The organism is Nonomuraea sp. NPDC050383, assembly GCF_044459125.1.
Classification (GTDB): Bacteria; Actinomycetota; Actinomycetes; order Streptosporangiales; family Streptosporangiaceae; genus Nonomuraea.
In genome coordinates this window covers 406,068-425,018 of the sequence record NZ_JBITIP010000005.1, presented here as the reverse complement: position 1 = coordinate 425,018, position 18,951 = coordinate 406,068, and the positions used below count along the sequence as shown (strand labels likewise).

Here is an 18,951-nt window from a genome sequence, read left to right as displayed (position 1 = left end):
TCCTAACGCTGCACCGTTCTCTTTTAACTTCTCTTAGGGGCGCGAGACAGGAAGACTGGTGGTACACCCATCGCCGCAATCCCCGGAAGGGGTTCTTTTCCCATGCCCACGCATGTGCCCGTTTTCATCGCCACCACCTTGCTGCTGGCGATGCTGCCAGGCGCGAGTCAAGCCCTGATGATCCGGCAGGTTCTGGAAGGCGGCCAACGTACGCTCCGAGGCACGCTCGCGGGCAATGCCAGCGGCTTCCTGCTGTGGTCCACGGCCGCCGCGGCCGGGCTGTCCGCCGTCCTGCTGGCCAGCCCCACCGCGTACGCGGTGCTCCGGATCGCAGGCGGCATCGTGCTGATGATCCTCGGGGTGAAGACGCTACGGACCGCGCTCACCACCGTCTCCACCCGCCCGCCCCGCGAGGGCGGGCGCAGCACGGGCTTCGCGGGCGGATATCTCACCGGCCTGATCACCAACCTCGGCAACCCCAAGGCGGGCGTGTTCGCCGTCGCGGTGCTGCCCCAGTTCGTGACCGCGAAAGGCCCGGTGTTCCTGTCAACCGTCGCCCTGGGAGCCCTGTGGGCGCTCGTCAGCGCCTCCTGGTACATGTTGCTCACCTGGGCCGTCAGCCGAGGGCGCGCCCTGGTATCGCAGCCGACCGTCCTGCGGGGACTCAGCGTGACCACCGGCGTCGTTCTGCTGGGGCTGGGCGCCGCGGTGGTAGCAGGTGTCTGAGGGCCGGGCCGGTACTTCTTGGAACTCCGGGACTCTACTGACGGGTAGCTACGCTAAGGACGGAACGCATCCGCCGCCTCAACCAGGCACGAGGCCGACTCCCTCCTCGCGAGCCCGTTCACGGTGGCTTGCCCCGGAAGTACCGCTCCACCGGCCGAGGCGTCTGTGCGCGATGGCCCGACAGGGGGTGCCACCCGAATACGGCAGAAACGGGCCGCGGTCAGTCGAATCCGCAGGTCGCAGGTGGGGCCGAGGGCTGGGGTTTCGGCTGTGGATGACCGCGCCCAGCCTGGAGCCGGATTGCGGGCCGCGTGGCTACCGACGCGCCGACCTGCGGAGATGTCGTTCGGTGGACCGGACAGAGCCACGCTTCTGTCCGGTCATGGCTCGGCGCGGTACGTTTCCGCGGTATTCCGGCCGCACCCCTAGATCTTCTGCATCGCTCCCCCGTGAGCGACTCGCGGTTGGGTCGCCGGGGAGGATGCCGGTCCCTCCCTTAACGTCGCGTCGGCCGACTCCAGGCGCGCCCGTCGATCTATGCGCATACTGGGCGTATGGACCTAAATGATCTGTATGACTTCATCGTCGAGACGATCGCCCCCGCCTGGACCCAGCAACTGGGACTGAAGGTGGAGAGCGGGAACGATGACTATGACTCGCTCGTCACGCTCGCGCTCCCCTGGTCCGACGCCGTGTATCAGACAGGGGTGGCGCTGTCCGCCCAGGTGATCACGGCAGCCGCCGACGTCGCCGGTCGGCTCGCAGTCGCCTGGGATCGGTTTAGAAGCGAAGGCGACTTTTATCAGTCGATATGGACGGTACAGCAGGTAACGACGATTCAGGCAGGGATGTTCGACCATGAGGGTGACGTCATCATCAAGGCCAAGGTGACCGAAGGCGGCGACAAACTCGCCTTCTGTCGGATCACGATGAGGTCACGTGAAGTAGACGAGGATGTGGTCGTGGTCACAGCGACCTACCAGATGGATTAGGTCCAGGCGCAGCCGCCGGTATCGCATCGGGTGCCGCCACCGGCCGCGCTCCTGGGCGACGTCGACCAGGACCTCGACACCAGTTCGGGCGCGACCTGCCGGTAGGCGATCGGGAAAGCTGTGATCTTGTTAGCCTGTTGTGTTCGTGTTCGTCTCGCTACGGTGTGTTTTCGTCCGTTGGCGGGATGAGCCGGAAGCGTAGCCGGCCCGGCCCTGGGGCGGTGTAGCTGCGCGCCACCCGGGCGCTGTGAGCCGGTCTGGGCCACCGGCCGGGTGGTTGTCGCAGGGGGAAGTGGGGAGAGGACATGCGTTTTCTGGAGCGGGAACGCGCCACTGTGGCGCAGCTGCTGCCGGGGCTGGACGAGAGCCTGCGGAAGGTACCCCTCATGGAGCTGGAGGACCCGAGCGGCCCCGGCATCGAGCTCTTCCGCGACAGCGGCGGCCCCGGGCTGCTGGCGCCGACCGCCTACCAGGGGCGGGGAGCCACCGCCCTGGACGCCCTGCGGGTGCAGCGCGCACTGGGCAGCAGGGCACCGTCGCTGGCCGTGGCCACCACCCTGCACCACTTCTCGACAGCAACCCTGGCCGCTCTGATCCCCAACAAGGGCATGTTGTCGATGCTTGTCGAGGGTGTGGCCTCCGACAACCGCCTCGTGGCGTTCGGCTTCGCCGAGGACCGCCCCGGCGCGGGAGTCCTCTCCCCCTCGATGACAGCCACGGAGGAGGACGAAGGGGTGCGGATCAGCGGGATGACGCGCCTGCGCAGTCTGGCCCGGTCGATGGACCTGCTCATGGCTGGTGTCATGGTCCCCCGCGAGGACGGCCCGGGCGAGGAACCGGCGCTGGCGCTGGTGCCCGCGGACAGCGAGGGTATGAGCGTCAGCGGGGCAGAGGCGGAGAGCAAGCGGGTCACCCTCGACAACGTCGAGTTGGCGCCAGAGCTGCTGGTGCGCACCTCGGCCCTCGACGGGCAACTGGACGCACTGCTGACCGCGGGCTTCGCCTGGTACCAGCTGCTGATGACCGGCAGCCACCTCGGGGCCGCCAGCGCCCTGGTCGAGCGGGCGCTGCTCGACAACCGAGTGCCCGAGTCCGAGCGGGTCCAACTGCTGGTGGAGACCGAGGGCGCGATGTCGGCCGCGGAGGGAGTCGCCCGCCGGATCGACGACGGCGGCGCCGACGAGTCGACGCTCGCCGACTCGCTCTACGTCCGGTACCACGTGCAGGACACCCTCTCCCGGGTGGTCCCGCGTGCGGTTGAACTGCTCGGCGACCTCGACTCCACGGCCTCCGACGAGGTTAGCCACCTGGCCACCTTCACCAACGGGCTGGCCTTGCAGCCGCCGGCACGGTCCCGGATGACCGGTCCGCTGGCGGCGTACCTGGTCAACGGGCCGCTCACCATCGCCTGATCCCGGGCGCCCTCGCCCCGGACCACGCCCCGCCGTCCTGCTCCCCAGAGCAAGGGCTGTCCGGGGGGCTGGTAGGCCCCGGCACGCTCCGACCGTCGTCTGGGCTGAGCCGCGTATGCCCGGCCGGCACACCATTCATGGAGCTGACCGCTGACGACACTGGACTGCTCCGCACCTTCGACTGAGGGCAGATAACAGGCTCGCTGGGCGGTGTCCGGCTGGCCCTGCGAGACGCCGTCGTCAGCCAGACCGCGCCCGTCAATCTCTGAGCAGCGGCAGGCCGCGTCGCCACCGCAGACGACCGCGGCCCGCCAGGCATCATCGCGAACCCGCCGGGATGGAAGGCTTCCCACCGGCCCAGACCGAACCCGCCACACCACGCGCCATGTACGTGATAATGGCTAATTTCACGTACATGAGCGATCACGGCGGCACGGCGACCAGGAGAACTGTCCGCTGGGGCGGTGCGCGACTCCGGCACGTTATCCGGTACATCGCCACAGCCGTCGCGCGGCGGCCGGCATGAGCACCGCACCCAAGATCGCCGCACTGCGCGGCGAGCACATCACCCTTGCCGCGGCCGCCGACGCCTTCCTCGCCACGGCGCGTACGGCGAACCCGAACACCCACCGCGCCTACGCCTCGGCCATTGACCGCACGATCGCCCTGCTCGGGCGTGACCGGCCACTGGCGGAGGTCGCCAACGTCGAGGTCGGCCAGGCGCTCGCCGAGCTGTGGGGGGCGAGCGCGCCGGCGACCTGGAACCGCAACCGCGCCGCCGTCACCTCCTGGCTGGTCTGGTGCCAGACCAAGAAGCACTGGGCCGCGCCGTCCGTCCCGGCTGAGGCCGAGCGTCGCAAGGAGAGAGCCGACGAGACCCGCGCGGTGGCCAAGACCACCATCCACCGGCTGCTCTCGCGCCGCGACATCCCGCTGCGCGAGAAGACGCTCCGGCGGATGCTCTACGAAACCGCGGCCCGCGCCGCGGAGATCCTGGCGCTGAACGTCGAGGACCTCGACCCGGAGCACCGGCGTGCCCCCGTCCACTCCAAGGGCGGCGCGATCGAGTGGGTGTACTGGGACAGCGGCACCGCCCACCTGCTGCCCCGCCTGCTCCGGCTTCCGGACGGCAGCACGCGCACGCGCGGCCCGCTGTTCCTGTCCGAACGCCGCCCCGTCCCCGCCCGCCGCCCGGCGGCCGCCGACATCTGCCCGCACACCGGCCGCGCCCGCCTGGGCTACGACCGCGCCCGCGTCCTGCTGGAGAAGTACGCCGGCCTCGATCTGCACCAGCTGCGCCACAGCGCCGCCACCCATCTCGGCGAGACCGAGGTCCCCCTGCAGCTCATCATGGGCAAGACCCGGCACAAGAACCCTCGGACCGCCATGCGGTACGTCAAGCCCGGCGCTGAGGCCATCGCCAAGGTCACCGAGGTCCTGGCATCCCGCCGCCGTACCCACTGATCAACCCGGGGCGGCTCGCCGGAGCGGTAGAGGTCCCCGGCCATGACGTCACGGATCCCTAACAGGCGAAGAAGCCCCAGGTCACTATCGCTAATTCCTGCACTCAGCCTCCTCGAAGACCGGCCGCGACGCGCAGCTCGGCGTACTTCAGCGGCCTCGGGTAGAGGGGTAGCCAGCGCACTGCTCGGCGTTGGCGAGCCGGATCGACGAGCCCAAGTCCCGGTGGTGCAGCCAGACCCCGCCGTGGCAGTGGGGTGATCGCCTCCACGGCGCCCCGTCGGGCAGCAAGGCACCGCTCCCCGTCCAGGTCGGCCCGCGCAGGGAGCACCAACTGCTCGCGGTCTGAGCGGCGCCCGACTGGGCGCGGGCCCGCTCCAGTTCCCGCTCGGTAAGAGGTTGTTTTCGAACCTCCGATGGGGTTGGGCTGCACCCGGACCGCCAGGGCTCAGCCCAGCGCGTCCATCAGGGCGATGACATAGGCGTCCAGCCGCTCCTCCACGGATCGCGTCGTCAGCTCTGTCCTCCCCGCCTCACGCCAGGGCTGCGACACTAGCTGCACTTCTTCTGAGCAGGCCAGCCCGTCCCGCACCTGCCAGTACAGCCGCTCGCTCGTGGTCGCAGCCAGCACCCCGCCGGCTTCCTCATACACCTCAGCGAACCGCAGACCCCACGCCGGTCCGTGCAGCAGCGCGAGGTTGGTGGAGCAGTGCGCCACATCGAGATCCGCCGGACCCCAACAGGCCCCTGCCCAGTCGACGACGCCGGTGATCCGGGCGCCCGCCGGCGTTGAGGGCGGCACATCGAACAACACGTTGCCGGGCTGGAAGTCTCGGTGCAGGAATCGCCCTTCATAGGGCGGCGCGGGCTTGCGGATCACGTCGATCGCCGCGGCCCATGCCGCCGCGTCGGCGCCCTTCGGAACCACGACGGTGTCGGCGGTCGTCAGCGTCACATACTTCCGGGGCCGCTCGGCGGGCCGCAGCGCATGGATGGCCACGAGTTGACGAGCCAGCAGAGGAACGCGCGTCTCCACTCCCTCATCGTCGAGGACCGTCCGGCCTGCCAGATGTGTCATCAAGAGCGATGGATACTCGCAATGCGCGGCGGTCGGATCAACCGCGACCAGCTCAGGAGCCGACACGCCGGTCCCCGCCAACAGGGTCAGAGCTCCGGCCTCCCCGTTCAGCCCGCCCTCAGCGCCCCTCACCCTGAACGGGTCGACGAAACTCCGCAGCACCAGGTCACGCGTGTCTCCGTCCTGCGTGCCGATGGTCAGCCTCCGCATCTCGGCCGTGATGCCGCCGTGCAGCACCTCGGTCCTGACGATCCGTTCGCCGACCTCCAGGTGCCGGCTCACCCAGGCCAGTGTCAACGGTCGGACTGCCGCCTCGTCGTAGTTGATCACCGTGCCATCTCACCATCCCGACGGCTGCACGCGCCAAGGCTTTCTCGATCAGTGCGTGAGCGCCGCTCGATGAGGTGCCAGCTCGCCGTCAGGTGCGGTAGCGGCGGGCGGCGGTGTCAGGGCTGACCTCCAGAACTGCGCCGATCTCGTCCCAGGTGGCGCCAGCCGCCCGATCGGCGGCGACGGCCGCGGCCAGGACGGCGCGGGCCTGAGCGAGCAGGGGCAGCGCGGCCGCGGCGTAGCCGGCGATCGGCCCGGATTTCCAGCCAGTCTGCTGGGTGGGCAGGGCGAGGTCTTCCGCGTGCAGGTCGAGGGCCAGCTTCCCGGCTGCCTGAGCGAGGTGTTCAACCTGGTCACCATCGTTATCTAGGGTTGTCGGACCCTTCCAGCAGGTCAGAGGATGATGATCTCTTCTTTCACGTAGGCCAAGTTGACCGAACTCAGCCCGGATCCCAAGAAGAACCGGAATCTCGGTGCCATCTTGCGTGGTGACGAACGGCATGTCTTACTCCTTGTCTGTGCCGCCGGGGTTCGGCGGCACGCATGGCGTCTCGACAGCGTCGCCGCGACGGTGAGCTGCGCCGGTAGGACGGCAACAGCGAGGTGTGCCGGCCGGTCGGAGGTAGAGGCCGCATGCGGGCGCTGTGACGTGGGGGCGGACCGGACCGGTCGCCAGACTGACGCCCGTTTGGAGTGTCCGCTCAGCGAGTGGGACCGAGCAGGCGCTGCTCGGTGCGGGCGACGATTCCGAGGAACGTCGCGTCGTCGCCGTATGCGCGGGCCAAGATCAGCCCGCCCTGTATTGCCGCGACTGCGTCCAGCGCGCGGTCTGCCGCTTCCTGATGTGAGAGACCGCCGGTGCGCAGCGCTACCGCGAGGGCGTCGACCCAGTCGGTGAAGTAGGTCCGCACCGCGTCGGCGAACGTGTCCTTTTCTTCACCCAAGGTCATCGCGGCGAACAGGCACACGCGCTCGCGCGAGGTGAAGTACTGCGCCACCTCCTGCGACATTGCTTCGATCGCCTCGGCGGCGTCGTGGGCAGTGCGCAGGGGGGTGAAGATCCGTTCCTCGAACCACTCACTTACCTGCTCGAGGACGGCAGCGGCCATGTCTGTCTTCCCTTCGGGGAAGAAGTGGTACAGGCTGCCGCGGCCAATGCCGGTCTCCTGCTGAATGACCGACAGGGAGCCGCCTTCAAAACCTCGCTTGCGGAAGACGCTGGCGAGGGCGCGGACGACGTCCGAGCGGTCGAGGACGGTTCGTGCCATTACAGTCCGAGTTCGCTCAGGCCGGGGTGGTCCGCCGGGCGGGGGCCGGATGCGTCCCAGAAGAACTTGCGCTCGGACTCATCAATGGCGACGTCGTTGATACTCGCGTGGCGGTGGGTCATCAGGCCGTCCTTGTCGAAGTGCCAGTTCTCGTTGCCGTAGGCGCGGAACCACTGGCCGGCAGCGTCATGGTACTCGTAGGCGAAGCGCACGGCGATCACGTCGCCGGTGTACGCCCATAGTTCCTTGATGAGGCGGTAGTCGAGTTCCCGGTCCCACTTGCCGGCGAGGAAGTCGACGATGGCGGCGCGGCCCTGCACGAAGGTCGAGCGGTTACGCCACCAGCTGTCCTCGCTGTACGCGAGGGAGATGCGCTCGGGGTCACGAGTGTTCCACGCGTCTTCGGCGGCGCGGACTTTCTGGATCGCGGTGGCCTCAGTGAACGGGGGAAGGGGAGGACGAGACATTATGGCGCCTTTCGAGAGAAGGTGTGTACCGCTTGGTTCAGTGTGTACCGTGCGGTTTGGTGTGTACCTAACAGTACAGACGGTTTGTGGGGCCGTCAACACCGGATTTCGCAGATTGCGCGAATTTCGCCTCGCGCTCGAAGTCGCTACCGCTGCCCGCGCCGAGAGTTTCGCCCACCTGCAGGGTGTCAAGGCCGTGTTCGGGCAGGTCAGAGCCCGCGAAGACGGTGAAGCGACCTCGACGAGAGGGCCGTGCACCACGGTGGCGTAGCTGTCACCCGACGCGGTGCGTGCACGCGGCGTCGGCCCTTCATGGGGTGCCGGTAAGAACCTTGTCAGGAGCCCCAAATCGGGTTGATCTTCTTCTCGATGGTCACTTCCGGCTTCGTTAATGATCGGTGATGAGCGCGTCCAGGGCGGCGGCCTTGTCGGCCTCGGTGGGCAAGGCGTACCTGCGGGTGGTGTCCAGAGAGCCGTGGCCAAGGAGCTCGGCGACCAGGACGGGGTCTTTGCCGTCGCGGATGAGCTGGGTGGCGAAGGTGTGGCGCAGGACGTGCGGGTCGAAGGGTTCGGTGGGGTCGTCGTTGATCCGCAGGCTTCGCCGAGGCCGGTGATGATGTCGCGGGCGGCGCGGTCGGTCAGGCGGCCGCCGCGCTGGCAACTGCTCCTGGCTGCAGGCCACCGCCGCCGCGCAGCACACCGAGCCCGCCGAGCACGGCCCCAGAGGGGGACGTGACCGCCTTAGATCATGGGTTCTGCTGTGGTTTAGTTATCGGATGATCGCATCAGGCAGATGGACACGCTCGCTGGCGGCGCTCAACGCCACTGTGCTGATCGCCGCCGCCTGCTCCTCTGACGATCCGCACACGCTCACCTTCGATGTCACGGGCGAAGGAAGTTTCGCCATCACGTACGTCATTAACGGCCGCTCCACGACCGAGCCCCAGGTGAGGCCTCCCTGGAGGAAGGACATCACCCTCGCCGGACAGGGTGAGGACACCTGGAGCCTTTCCATACGGCACCTGGGCGCCGGCTCGGTGAGTGCCGTTGCCTACGTTGACGGGCAGTTCATCACTCAGACCGCAGGCTCAGGATCAAGCGGTGGCGGCACCAGTAGCCTTAGCGGCTCCGTCGGCTGAACTACCCTCCCGAACCCACTGGACGCTGACGTCCTTGATAGGCCCTCGAAACATGCAGAACTCACCCTGAGTGGATCTTGGTTCGCTGGTCAACCGCTTCTTCACGCCTCGTACCTTCGCGCCGGGCCGGGCCATGCTCGGCGCTTTGGGGTTTACATGCCTGACGTGCCTGACAGACCTCCATGCGGCTGACCAGCATGTTCGCTTGAGAACCCCAGATAACCATCGACCTGCTGTTTTAGCTGGTAGGCGTGTCGCGGCCACGGTTGAGTTGGGCCATGAGTTCGCGCGGGCTGCTTCCAGTTCGTCGTCGCGGTCGGCGAGTTGGAGCTGCATATCGACGTTGCGCTGTTCCAGGGTGGTGATGCGGGCTTTGAGCTGGTCGATGTCGTCGCCTCCGCCGATCCCGGCCTGGCGGCAGACCTGCTCGCCGAGGGCCTCGCTGAGGCGTTTCTCCAGTTGGCGGACCTGTGTGGCGAGGCGGGCGTTGCGGGCGTCGGCGGCCAGCAGGTCGGCTTGGAGCGAGGCGCGGGAGACGGCCGGGCCTCGGCCGCCTGCGGTGGTGGGCGGCTCGGCCGCGTGGGCGTGGATCTGGGGTCCTGGTCATATCCAGCCGGAAATTCCCGCTAAGCAAGAAGGTGCAGGTCAGCGAGGTTCGTAGTAGCGGATGGTCCATCCGTGCTTGGTGATGAGCCTGGCCAGTGCGTGCTCGCTCGGCGTTCTCCTGCCATGATCCCGATGTCCTCCATGGCCCCGCGTGCCGACGCTCGAAGGCTTAGCGAGAATTCCCGGCCGGATATGACCAGGGCCCCGTGTCAGGCCGCTGGTGGGGGAGCGAGATCCGGCCGTTGGGCATGGCGAAGCCGACGGTGAGCGGGGCGCTGCGGCAGGGTGGCGGGTTTTGCGGCTTATGGGGCGGGTGGTGGCCTGCTCTGGCCTGCGGGTGGTGTGCCGTCGAGGGGCTGGGCTGGAGTCTGCGGCGTGTCGGCGAGTGTGACGGGCTCGTCTGGGGGCTCATGGATGTGGCGCCACTGGTCGAGGAAGTGGTCGTTGGCGACAGCGACGAGCAGCGCGACCAGGATGGTCTGGGCGACGCGGCCGTGGGCGAGCCGGTTCTTGGGGTCGCCGAGATCAAGATCGTGTCCCTTGATCCTGCCGTTGACCGCGAACTCGCCTCACTCGGCGTAAAACCGCGCGGTGGCCCCTGGAATGCCAAGCGCGTTGAGGAAAGGGCGGGCTCGGAGAGAACGGTCAGCTCAGTGGTCCCCCGGCGGCCAGCAGCAGGTTGGCGTCGACCCGGGCGAGGCCAGAGACGTTCGGGCCGCCTTCGGTGTACCCGGCCTTGCGCTTCCACTGCCGCCCGTCGTAGTGCAGCAACGTGACTTCGCTTGTCACGTCCTGTTCGTAGCCCACCGCCCACACGTCGTCCTCGCCGACGGCGGCGACGCCGTACAGCGAGCCCTTCCACCTGGGGGGCTCGATCTGCGTCCAGGAGCTTCCGTTCCAGTGCAGGATCAGCGGTTTGCCTGTGTCGTACTCGTCACAGTCCCCCGAGGTGCTGCGCTCACCCACGGCCCACACGTCCGACGGCCGGTGCTGCCAGATGTGCCGCAGTGTGCCATGGCCCAGTGCGGGCAGCCGCATCTCCACCGGCGCGCTGCCGGGAGTCGCACTGTGCCAGATCGCCGGGCGAGAATCAGCGCATCGCCCGCTGGACGAACTGCCCGCGATCCATACCTGCCCGGCTCCTGCGTCCACGGCGTGGAATCTGCCTCCGCGCGGGTCTTCCTGAATGCCGAAACGCCTGCCGTTCCAGGTCACGAGGACAGGGACGGACGTCTCGCCCTCCCCGCGCCGGCCGATCAGGAACGCCCGCGAACCGTCCACGGCGACGTCGGCCAGCGCGCCGACCTTGGGGAGCTGAGCGGGTCTGAACGTCTTCCAACGCCGGCCGTCCCAGCGCAGCGCGAAGGGGAGCCGCACGTCCTCGAAGTCCTCGTCGAGGTCGCCGATGTCGCCGACTGCCCAGACCTCGTCCGGTCCGTCGGCGTCCACGCCCGACACGATGGAGTCGATCGCGTCGGGGAATCGCTCGGACAGGCGCTGGTCGACGCGCCATCCGTCGCGGTCCATCCGCAGGAGCACGCCGTTGAACGGCTCGTCCTCCGCTGTCACGGCATAGCCGACCGCCCAGGCCGCGTCCGGGCCCGCCACCGCCACGTCGAGCACCGTGGTGGCGCTGTCGTCAGAGGCATCCTCGTTCTCCTTGTCGTCGAGGCCGCTCTCTGAGGGCGACGCGGCAGGGGTCGTGCTCGCCGACGGCGCCTTCGGCACGGTGCCCGCTGGGGCTGCCGTGCAGCCCGCCAGGACGAGGACGCAGACGATCCACAAGATCTTCATGGTTTCCGGAGTCTCGCAGACGCTCAGACATGATGTGGCATTTCCGGCGCCTCCGCAGCGCGCACGTGACGGTGGCGACGACGGTGCTCAGACGGGGAGGTCGGCGGTCAGCACGAAGCGATCGCCCCGTGGCGCGGTCACCAACGCTCGGCTGGGAAACGATCACGACCATCGTGGGAAGCGATCTTCGCCAGGGTGTCGTCGTCGCTGCTCGACCACACTCGTGAACGCCCCACAAGATCAAAAGCCCGATCCTGATCTCAGGATTGGGCTTTTTTGCTGGTCAGCCTAGGTGTGGGTGGTCAGGTATCGAGGTCAGGGGCTGGCGCCTCCGGTGAAGGCTCCGAGGCCGGAGTCAGCGAAAAGTCAGCGAACACGGCACGAGCTCTGTTGTTGCGGTCGCGTGACGCGTGTGTGTAGCGGTTGAGCGTGGTGGAGATCTGCTCGCGGCCGATCAGTCCGGCGACGTCGTTGACCGGGACGCCTTCGGAGACGAGCCAGGTGCCGACGAAATCGCTGCCCGGTGGCACCACTGAGCCGAGGAGGCCGGCCCGGAAGGCGTCCCGGTGTGCGGTGAGCAGGTCGACGGCGGAGCGGGGAAGTGGAACCTCACGGCGACCGGCTCTCGACTTCGGATATGGCTTGATGCTGACGTGCCCGTTGACCTCCGCAGCGACGCGGAGCACGCGAACCGTGCCCGCGTCGAGGTCGACGGCATCCCAGCGCTGGCCCGCGCATTCACCCCACCGCAGGTCGGCGCCGGCCGCCAAGGCGACGACCGCGCGATACCGGTCGGGAACGTGGCGGAGGAGCGCAGTGAACTGTTCGCGGGTGATGATCCGGTCGTCGTCGTCCTGGCGGCGTCGCTTTGGGAGGCGAACGCCCTCGCACGGGTTGGCCCCGATGAGCCGATCGCGGACGGCGGACTTCATGACGCCGGACAGGAGGCGGTGGCATTCGATCACCGTGGCCGGCGAGAGCCGCTTGCCGAGGTCGGTGATCCATGCCTGAACGGCTGAGTGGTCGATCTTTCCATGAGGCACGTCGCGCCAGCGGGCCAGGACATGGTTTCCCATGATCGACGCGTCCTGGGCGGCCGTGGTCAACTCGTGGTTGCGGGATTTGAGCCAGGTGTCCGCGTAGGGGCCGAACGTGGTCTTGCTCGCGTGAGGGTCGACGTACGTCCCGCGTGGTCCGGGCACCCTTGGTGATCACTGGCGGATCTGGTGCCGCTGCTGGCGAAGATGTCCACCGGCCCGCCGCCCAGCGCCGAGATCAGCGGGTGCGGACCGCACTCCTGACCGCGGATGCCGCCGTCGTCGCCCCGGCTTACCTGCTCACCGCCGCCGACCTGCGCCAACTGATCTGACATGAGTGATCGCTCATGGCGGGAGCGTGGTCCGACATTGGCGCTCATGACCGGGCCGTCGCATAGTGAGGGCCATGGACCGATCCCTGCGCGTCGCGGTCATTGGCGACCGCGACCCCGCGTTTCCTCTGCACCTGGCCACCGACGACGCGCTGCGCCACGCCGCCGCGCACCTCGGTATCGGGGTGGACGTCCGCTGGCTCGCCACCGAACCGCTCGAGTCCAATCTGGCCGAGGTCAAGGCCGCCGACGTGTTGTGGTGCGCGCCCGGCAGCCCGTACCGCAGCCTGCTCGGCGCTCTGGCCGCGCTCCGGCACGGCCGCGAGCACGGCGTCCCCACCCTGGGAACGTGCGGCGGCTGCCAGCACATGGTCATCGAATACGCCCGCCACGTGCTCGGCTATGAGGACGCCCAGCACGCCGAATACGACCCGTACGCCTCGACCCTGTTCGTGTCGGAGCTGACGTGCTCGCTGGCGGGCAAGACCATGCCCGTGACCCTGGTTTCCGGTTCCCGGGTGGCCACGTTGTATGGGCGGACCGAGGTCGAGGAGGAGTACTACTGCAATTTCGGCCTCGACCCCGGCCGACAGGGAATCCTGCACGACGGCGGCTTCCTGGTCACTGGCGTGGACGGCGACGGCGAGGCCCGGGTGCTGGAGATCCCCGGGCACCCGTACTACGTGGCCACGCTGTTCGTGCCGCAGGCCCGCTCGCGTCCCGAGGCACCACATCCCTTGGTGGTCGACCTGCTGCGTGCGGCGCTATGACGTTCACCCAGCTCAGGATCCTGCAGGCGGTCGCGCGAACCGGCAACATGACCAGGGCCGCGGAGGAACTGGCCACCACCCAGTCCGCCGTCAGTCACGCGTTGCGCGCGCTGGAGAGCGAGCTCGGGGTGGCGCTGCTGGTACGAGGCAACCAGGGGGTGAGCTTGACAGCGGCGGGGCGGGCCGTGTGCCGCCGCGCCACGCTCATCCTCACCCAGGCGGAGGCGCTGGAGCAGGAGGTGGCCGCGATCCGCGGGCAGGAGCGCGGCAGCCTACGCGTCGGCGTCATCCCCAGCGCCAACGCCCGGCTGCTGCCGCCCATCCTGCGCCGGTTCGCCGAAGCGCATCCGCGGGTGCGGCTCACGGTGATGGAGGGCTCGGACAATGAGGTCCTGGAGTGGCTCGAGACCGGGGCGGCGGACATCGCCACCGTGTCGGCTGCGGTCGACGAGGCCCCGCTTCCGGCCTGGTCGGTGGCGCGGCCGCTCGCCGCCGACCGCATGTTGGCCGTCCTGCCCAGCGGCCACGAGTTGAGCGTCCGCCATTCGTTGCCGGTGGCCGAGCTGGCGCGGCACCCTTTCATCATGTCCACGGGCGGGTGCGAGCCGCTGATCACGGCGATCGCGCGGGCGGCTGGTGCGAGCCTGAAGTGTCACTACCGAGTGCGCGATACCAACAGCATCCTCGCCATGGTCGCCGAAGGGCTCGGGCTGAGCATCGTCCCCGAACTGTCGCTGCCCGCCCACCACGCCGGCGTGCACGCGATCCCGCTGGAGCCCGCCGCCGAGCGGATCATCCTCCTCGCCTTGCCCGCGGACCCGCTCCCCACAGCCACCGCCTTCGCCGAACTGGCCACCGCCCACCATGCGGCGTCCCTGTGAACTCACGAGCGGTCGGTCAGGCTCCACAGCGCCGCCCCCAGCGGTCTGCGCAGGTCGGCGCGGCGTACGCACAGCTCGACGGGGAGCGGCGCAGGGGCGGGATCGGTCGGGCCCCGGCGAGCGCTCCGGGACGCGGTCGCGCGGCACGGCGGAGAACATCGCAATGCCCTACAACATCGGACCGGTGCGGGAAACGATCATCCGATGTCCGGGAAGCGATCTTCAAGCAGGTCATCTTGCTGGACAACACGACTCGGAACATCCCACCTAGGGCCGTTCGTGAAACGGCTGGACTGAAGTTGACGGGATCCCGTCTGATCACCGCGATCAGGCGGGATCTTGTCGTTTCGGGAGTTTCCGAATCGGGTTCGTCCTGGTTTGGGGCTGCTGAGCGTGTGTTCGGGGAGCCCCGGTGGTGTCAGGGCGCCAAGCGGTCGTTGGCGACGGTGATGAGCAGCGCCACCAAGATGGTCTGGGCGACACGGCCGTGGGCGAGCCGGTTCTTTGGATCACCCAAGTCGAGGTCGTGGCCTTTGAGTCGGCCGTTCAGCCCCTCGGTGTTTGCTCTGGCAGCGGAGTACGTCCCCCGCCACGAGGGCTGAGGTAGGGCAGATCCTGGCGGAACTTGTCGAGGTGTCCGAGGTCGCCGGGGTGCAGGGTGATGGTGTGCTGGTGGCAGATCTTCGGCAGTTCGCCAGTCTTGTGGTCGAGGATCGGGAGGGCAGGACGCGGGGTTTGGCCGCTGGGTGGGCGGCTCGCTGCCGGGCATCGAAGCACCATCGCCTCCTTGTCCCTGCCGGCTGGGAATTCCAAGAGATATTCACCCCGCCGCTTGGTATCGTCGGGCCCATGGAGGTTTCCTCGCGCACTCTCGCCGCAGTCGCACGAGCTACTCGCTCGTCGGTTGCCGCTGCCTGACCTCCTCTACACCGCCGGCGACCGGAAACGGCCGCAGGTGTGTCGTCTGGACTGTGTTGATCGCAGCCCGTTTCTTGTGGCCCTTTCCGGTCTCTCATGACCATGAAGGGCTTATCCCAATGAATGTCGACCAGACCGTTGGCACTTTCCTTGACTTCTTCCGCGAGCGCGGACACCAGCGCATCACCGGAAGTTCGCTCCTCCCGCCTCCCGGAGATCCGGTGCTGTTCACCACCTCCGGCATGCATCCGCTCACTCCGTACCTGGAAGGCCGCCCGCACCCACTCGGACGCCGCCTGGTCAACCTGCAACGCTGCCTGCGCACCACTGACCTGGACGAGGTCGGCGACAGCACTCACCTGACGGTGTTCGAGATGCTGGGCTCGTGGTCGCTGGGTGACTACGACCACCAGCAGAGCCTTCGATGGGGCTACGAGCTGCTGCGCGACGGGTTCGGCATCCGCTCCGACCGCCTGTACGTCACAGTCTTCGGCGGCGATGAGCAGGTTGGGCCCGATACGGAGTCGCTGCGTACCTGGAGCGAGCTGGGCGTGCCGGTGGAGCTGACCGGTGAGGACAACTGGTGGTCCAACGGGCCGACCGGTCCGTGCGGTCCTGACTCGGAAATCTTTGTGTGGATCGGGGATGGACCGCCACAGGGCACCCCGTCCATTGACGAGCGGTGGGTGGAGGTGTGGAACCACGTGCGGATGCGCTACCGCCGCCACGAGGACGGCAGCCTCGAACCTCTGCCACGGCCCAGCATCGACACGGGGATGGGACTGGAACGGCTCCTCGCTATCTTGCAAGGCCAACCGTCGATCTTCAACTGTGATGTGTTCCAGCCGTGGATGAAGACCATCCCGTCCCTGTGGAGGACGGACGAGACGTCGTTACGCGTTATCGTCGACCACGTGCGTTCCGGCATCGTCGTCATCGGCGACGGGGTCATGCCGTCCACCACCAGGCGCGGCTACGTGCTGCGCCGACTCACCCGGCGTGTGCTCACCACTTTGTGGCGCGACGATCCATCCCGTACCTTGTCCGACCTTCCTCGGGACTTGATTGAGCACACGCTGGAGCATTTTCGGCAGCCGTGCGAGGTCAGCCATGTGCGGGAGGTGTTTCTCGATGAAGAGCGACGCTTCTCCGAGCTGCTCAGGAGAGGCCGGCAGGTACTGACTCGAGAGGGTTTCATCAGGGAATTGAGTGAGGAGGACTTCGACTATCTGCACCAGACCCATGGCCTGCCCCGGGACCTTGTTGTCGGCCTCCTAGCCGAGGGCGGATCAGATCCATTCACTCACACACCCGGCTCTCGGGGTTAGGGAAAGCCCAGTCACGGTAGCCGTAAGCCGAGCCCGGCGACCACATCACACCGCGGGCTTCCTCGGTGCGGATGCCCGTGGTGAGGCTGATCACCACATAGGCGTGCAGCTCGGACGAGGCTGCGGCCTTGAGCACCGCTTGTGCCTGGTGCCGGTTGAGCGCCTTGCTCGGGCGCCCGTCCGTGCCCTTCGGCGTGGTGACCAGCTCGGCGACGTTAGACGTCGCCTCCCGAGAGGAGAAGCAGTCGCATTCACCCGCCGCACACGCCATGCAGCCAACAGCTCCACGCTGTAAATGGCAAAACACTGCAATCACTACGGCGTTTCAAGATCCTTGGGCCCTAGATCACACACCTCATGGACGGCCCCACATCGCACTCGCGAACACCCTCAATACGGGCCGATTCCTGCAGTCGCCGGCCACGGTCCCACGCGCCTGTCCAGATCCACTATTGGCATCATGTGACCGTGGGCATGTTCGAACGCATTGAGCGGGACGCTGGCGTCTCAGGCCTGGTCGAGATTCTCGCTGCGCTCGCCCCGTCGGACCTCCAGTCGGTCTTGCTGGGCGTTTACCGGCTCCGGGCCGACAACCTGCAGCCGGCACAAGTCCTACGCCGCTACGAACAAGACCGGTTCTCCGTTCTGCCCGCGTCCGATCCGAGGGCACTTATGGCCTTCGACCTGCAGGCATTCACTGTCCTGGCGGAGTTGGGCTTCACCACCGTGGAACTATCTCCGGTGTGCCCCCTCGGCACGGTCTCCACCGTCGCCACCGTGAACCAGAACAAAGTGGTGACAACTGCGCGCAACGGTGAAGTAGTGGCCGACCCGACCAACGTGCTCGCCCTGGAGGCCGCGGTGCGGCGCCGTACCCAGGGAGTGGTCCGTCTGGCCACGTCTCATCGCGTCGTACGCGCGCAGATGTTTGACCAGCCTGGCGCGTTGCCGCATTTTCGTCTGCTGGCGCTGGCAACGGCGGGGCGAGACCGCGGCTCCAAGCGCTTTGAGCTCGCTGCGCTGGCAGAGCATCTTGACGCCTATCTCCGCCTCGTCGAGGGACTACGCGTTGAGTTGACGGAACTCCCGGACGGGCCCCGTACACAGGACCTGGAAGAACAGGTGATCGGCCCACTGACCGAGCGTTATCCGAATGCGTCGATCGGTCTGGACAACTCTCGGGAGAGTGGGCGCGGCTACTACATCGCCGCCTGTTTCAAGCTGCGGCTCGGCGGCGTTGAGGTCGGCGACGGCGGCTTCACCACGTGGACCCGCCGACTGCTCGGCAATGCCAAGGAACGCCTGCTGATCAGCGCGCTGGCTCAGGAGCGGACACTTCAGGTGTTGAAGTAGCAACGTCGGGCCACAGGCGCTGACCCGTGGCGGGATCTTAGCGTCCAGAGTCACTTATGCCACTGGTCGCGTCAGCAGAAGAGGCACAAGGATCCTTCCATGCCATCTGTGCTTCCTAGGCCGCCCGCACCTCTTGAGCAGGCCGTCGACCACTTCACCGTCAGGCGGTCCTTCGAAACCGAGGTCGATCACGACTGCAGGCCGCTGCGCCCAGACTCGCGATGATGGACACCCGCAGCGTCACCTCCTGCACAGGATCCGGCTGCAACGGCGTCAGCCCGTCCACCCTCGTGTTCCCCGGGCTTGGGTACCCGATCAAGAAGATGATCGATGTGGCAGCGGTCCCTGAGGGAGTGACGCGTGCCTGCTGAGCAGATGCCCCAGCAGAGCGCGTCCAGCCAGACGCCGTCATATGAGAGTCGGCGCAGGTGGCGCGACTTCCGGCTCCTGTGGAGTGGTCAAAGCGTCAGTCTGCTCGGCGATCAGGTCTTTCTGAACCGCCCCGGCTTTCTCGGAGGCTCTGGTGTGCCCAAGCACGTTCAACCATGAGCCAAATCCCTGTTCGCGCAGCAGGGCGTTCGCCACCGCCGTCACCGTTTCGCCTGTTGCCGTTGCTGTTGGGCAATCCTCAGCGCCGCGCGGCACCCACCCCTTGTCGTGGTGAAGGCCGCCGCCGACGGCTCGGGACCGCCCGAGGGCACGCGTCTCCTCCTTCGCAGGCACAGGTGGGTGGGCTGAGCTGCGTGCCGTCGATACCGCGGACCTGGCCGTTGTGCCCAGCGGTGTCGATCTCGGTGCAGCTTGTGCCCTGCCCGCGGCCGGCGCGACAGCCCTGCAAGCGGTCCGCCGGCTGGGCTCTGTCCTCGGCCGCCGCGTGCTGGTGACCGGGGCATCAGGAGGTGTGGGACGACTCGCCGTGCAACTGGCCGAGCGCGCAGGCGCGCAAGAGGCCCGGATACGACCTCACCCCCAGATAGCCGGACGATTCCTCGGGCTGCGTCCACCAGTCCCACGCGTAGAATCCGGGGAACAATCAAGAGCGGCTCGGGAAGCGATCTA

18 protein-coding genes are annotated in these 18,951 nt (G+C 67.8%); 10 read left to right on the top strand and 8 right to left on the bottom strand.

What is annotated here, in order from left to right; genetic code table 11:
* The first annotated feature begins 102 nt into the window (after window positions 1-102).
* From ACIBG4_RS16115 to ACIBG4_RS16100, 4 genes are all read left to right on the top strand, one after another.
* The gene (locus tag ACIBG4_RS16115) at window positions 103-726 is read left to right on the top strand and encodes a LysE family translocator (RefSeq protein ID WP_310717422.1); all 624 of its coding nucleotides are present in this window, start codon (window positions 103-105) and stop codon (window positions 724-726) included.
* A gap of 554 nt (window positions 727-1,280) precedes the next feature.
* Window positions 1,281-1,718 (top strand): hypothetical protein, encoded by a 438-nt coding sequence (locus tag ACIBG4_RS16110; protein ID WP_397202415.1) that lies wholly within the window; start codon window positions 1,281-1,283, stop codon window positions 1,716-1,718.
* 305 nt (window positions 1,719-2,023) lie between these two features.
* The gene (locus tag ACIBG4_RS16105) at window positions 2,024-3,130 is read left to right on the top strand and encodes a hypothetical protein (RefSeq protein WP_397202414.1); all 1,107 of its coding nucleotides are present in this window, start codon (window positions 2,024-2,026) and stop codon (window positions 3,128-3,130) included.
* 522 nt (window positions 3,131-3,652) lie between these two features.
* Complete coding sequence (locus tag ACIBG4_RS16100; RefSeq protein ID WP_397202413.1) at window positions 3,653-4,594, top strand: tyrosine-type recombinase/integrase; 942 nt, start codon at window positions 3,653-3,655, stop codon at window positions 4,592-4,594.
* 445 nt (window positions 4,595-5,039) lie between these two features.
* On the opposite strand, the gene ACIBG4_RS16095 is transcribed toward ACIBG4_RS16100, so the two are convergent.
* The 5 genes from ACIBG4_RS16095 to ACIBG4_RS16075 all read right to left on the bottom strand — a co-directional run bounded on the left by ACIBG4_RS16095 (window position 5,040) and on the right by ACIBG4_RS16075 (window position 8,395).
* On the bottom strand, window positions 5,040-5,999 hold the full coding sequence (locus ACIBG4_RS16095; protein WP_397202412.1) for a phosphotransferase family protein: 960 nt from the start codon (window positions 5,997-5,999) through the stop codon (window positions 5,040-5,042).
* An 88-nt stretch (window positions 6,000-6,087) separates the two neighbouring features.
* The gene (locus ACIBG4_RS16090) at window positions 6,088-6,501 is read right to left on the bottom strand and encodes a hypothetical protein (protein ID WP_397202411.1); all 414 of its coding nucleotides are present in this window, start codon (window positions 6,499-6,501) and stop codon (window positions 6,088-6,090) included.
* Window positions 6,502-6,700: 199 nt separating this feature from the next.
* Window positions 6,701-7,267 carry a TetR/AcrR family transcriptional regulator gene (locus ACIBG4_RS16085; RefSeq protein ID WP_397202410.1) on the bottom strand — a complete coding sequence of 189 codons (567 nt, stop codon included), beginning with the start codon at window positions 7,265-7,267 and terminating at the stop codon, window positions 6,701-6,703.
* A complete protein-coding gene (locus tag ACIBG4_RS16080; protein ID WP_397202409.1) occupies window positions 7,267-7,734 on the bottom strand; it encodes a DUF1348 family protein in 468 nt (155 codons plus the stop codon). Before ACIBG4_RS16080 ends, ACIBG4_RS16085 begins: the two co-directional genes overlap by 1 nt.
* A gap of 388 nt (window positions 7,735-8,122) precedes the next feature.
* Complete coding sequence (locus tag ACIBG4_RS16075) at window positions 8,123-8,395, bottom strand: tyrosine-type recombinase/integrase (protein ID WP_397202408.1); 273 nt, start codon at window positions 8,393-8,395, stop codon at window positions 8,123-8,125.
* A 115-nt stretch (window positions 8,396-8,510) separates the two neighbouring features.
* Here ACIBG4_RS16075 and ACIBG4_RS16070 point away from each other — a divergent pair, with 115 nt between their 5' ends.
* Window positions 8,511-8,873, top strand: a complete 363-nt coding sequence (locus ACIBG4_RS16070; protein ID WP_397202407.1) for a hypothetical protein — start codon at window positions 8,511-8,513, stop codon at window positions 8,871-8,873.
* A gap of 324 nt (window positions 8,874-9,197) precedes the next feature.
* Complete coding sequence (locus ACIBG4_RS16065) at window positions 9,198-9,503, top strand: hypothetical protein (protein ID WP_397202406.1); 306 nt, start codon at window positions 9,198-9,200, stop codon at window positions 9,501-9,503.
* Window positions 9,504-10,124: 621 nt separating this feature from the next.
* Here the strand turns inward: ACIBG4_RS16065 and ACIBG4_RS16060 are convergent.
* Window positions 10,125-11,273, bottom strand: a complete 1,149-nt coding sequence (locus ACIBG4_RS16060) for a hypothetical protein (RefSeq protein WP_397202405.1) — start codon at window positions 11,271-11,273, stop codon at window positions 10,125-10,127.
* A gap of 302 nt (window positions 11,274-11,575) precedes the next feature.
* The gene (locus tag ACIBG4_RS16055) at window positions 11,576-12,475 is read right to left on the bottom strand and encodes a tyrosine-type recombinase/integrase (RefSeq protein ID WP_397202404.1); all 900 of its coding nucleotides are present in this window, start codon (window positions 12,473-12,475) and stop codon (window positions 11,576-11,578) included.
* Between the two features lie 241 nt (window positions 12,476-12,716).
* Here ACIBG4_RS16055 and ACIBG4_RS16050 point away from each other — a divergent pair, with 241 nt between their 5' ends.
* From ACIBG4_RS16050 to ACIBG4_RS16040, 3 genes are all read left to right on the top strand, one after another.
* Window positions 12,717-13,412 (top strand): hypothetical protein, encoded by a 696-nt coding sequence (locus ACIBG4_RS16050; protein ID WP_397202403.1) that lies wholly within the window; start codon window positions 12,717-12,719, stop codon window positions 13,410-13,412.
* A complete protein-coding gene (locus ACIBG4_RS16045; RefSeq protein WP_397202402.1) occupies window positions 13,409-14,293 on the top strand; it encodes a LysR family transcriptional regulator in 885 nt (294 codons plus the stop codon). Before ACIBG4_RS16050 ends, ACIBG4_RS16045 begins: the two co-directional genes overlap by 4 nt.
* A gap of 1,037 nt (window positions 14,294-15,330) precedes the next feature.
* Window positions 15,331-16,539, top strand: coding sequence for an alanine--tRNA ligase-related protein (locus tag ACIBG4_RS16040; RefSeq protein WP_397202401.1), 1,209 nt, complete (start codon window positions 15,331-15,333; stop codon window positions 16,537-16,539).
* Here ACIBG4_RS16040 and ACIBG4_RS16035 read toward each other — a convergent pair.
* Window positions 16,511-16,810 carry a hypothetical protein gene (locus ACIBG4_RS16035; protein WP_397202400.1) on the bottom strand — a complete coding sequence of 100 codons (300 nt, stop codon included), beginning with the start codon at window positions 16,808-16,810 and terminating at the stop codon, window positions 16,511-16,513. The two genes, ACIBG4_RS16040 and ACIBG4_RS16035, sit on opposite strands and share 29 nt — an antisense overlap.
* A 197-nt stretch (window positions 16,811-17,007) precedes the next feature.
* Here ACIBG4_RS16035 and ACIBG4_RS16030 point away from each other — a divergent pair, with 197 nt between their 5' ends.
* Window positions 17,008-17,892, top strand: a complete 885-nt coding sequence (locus tag ACIBG4_RS16030; protein ID WP_397202399.1) for a hypothetical protein — start codon at window positions 17,008-17,010, stop codon at window positions 17,890-17,892.
* The last annotated feature ends 1,059 nt before the right edge of the window (window positions 17,893-18,951 follow it).

Excerpts from the sequence above, each read along its gene's own strand:
- ACIBG4_RS16115 (WP_310717422.1), top strand. The coding sequence starts at position 103 with ATGCCCACGCATGTGCCCGTTTTCATCGCCACCACCTTGCTGCTGGCG.
- ACIBG4_RS16110 (WP_397202415.1), top strand. The coding sequence starts at position 1,281 with ATGGACCTAAATGATCTGTATGACTTCATCGTCGAGACGATCGCCCCC.
- ACIBG4_RS16105 (WP_397202414.1), top strand. The coding sequence starts at position 2,024 with ATGCGTTTTCTGGAGCGGGAACGCGCCACTGTGGCGCAGCTGCTGCCG.
- ACIBG4_RS16100 (WP_397202413.1), top strand. The coding sequence starts at position 3,653 with ATGAGCACCGCACCCAAGATCGCCGCACTGCGCGGCGAGCACATCACC.
- ACIBG4_RS16090 (WP_397202411.1), bottom strand. The coding sequence starts at position 6,501 with ATGCCGTTCGTCACCACGCAAGATGGCACCGAGATTCCGGTTCTTCTT.
- ACIBG4_RS16085 (WP_397202410.1), bottom strand. The coding sequence starts at position 7,267 with ATGGCACGAACCGTCCTCGACCGCTCGGACGTCGTCCGCGCCCTCGCC.
- ACIBG4_RS16080 (WP_397202409.1), bottom strand. The coding sequence starts at position 7,734 with ATGTCTCGTCCTCCCCTTCCCCCGTTCACTGAGGCCACCGCGATCCAG.
- ACIBG4_RS16070 (WP_397202407.1), top strand. The coding sequence starts at position 8,511 with ATGATCGCATCAGGCAGATGGACACGCTCGCTGGCGGCGCTCAACGCC.
- ACIBG4_RS16060 (WP_397202405.1), bottom strand. The coding sequence starts at position 11,273 with ATGAAGATCTTGTGGATCGTCTGCGTCCTCGTCCTGGCGGGCTGCACG.
- ACIBG4_RS16050 (WP_397202403.1), top strand. The coding sequence starts at position 12,717 with ATGGACCGATCCCTGCGCGTCGCGGTCATTGGCGACCGCGACCCCGCG.
- ACIBG4_RS16045 (WP_397202402.1), top strand. The coding sequence starts at position 13,409 with ATGACGTTCACCCAGCTCAGGATCCTGCAGGCGGTCGCGCGAACCGGC.
- ACIBG4_RS16040 (WP_397202401.1), top strand. The coding sequence starts at position 15,331 with ATGAATGTCGACCAGACCGTTGGCACTTTCCTTGACTTCTTCCGCGAG.
- ACIBG4_RS16035 (WP_397202400.1), bottom strand. The coding sequence starts at position 16,810 with ATGGCGTGTGCGGCGGGTGAATGCGACTGCTTCTCCTCTCGGGAGGCG.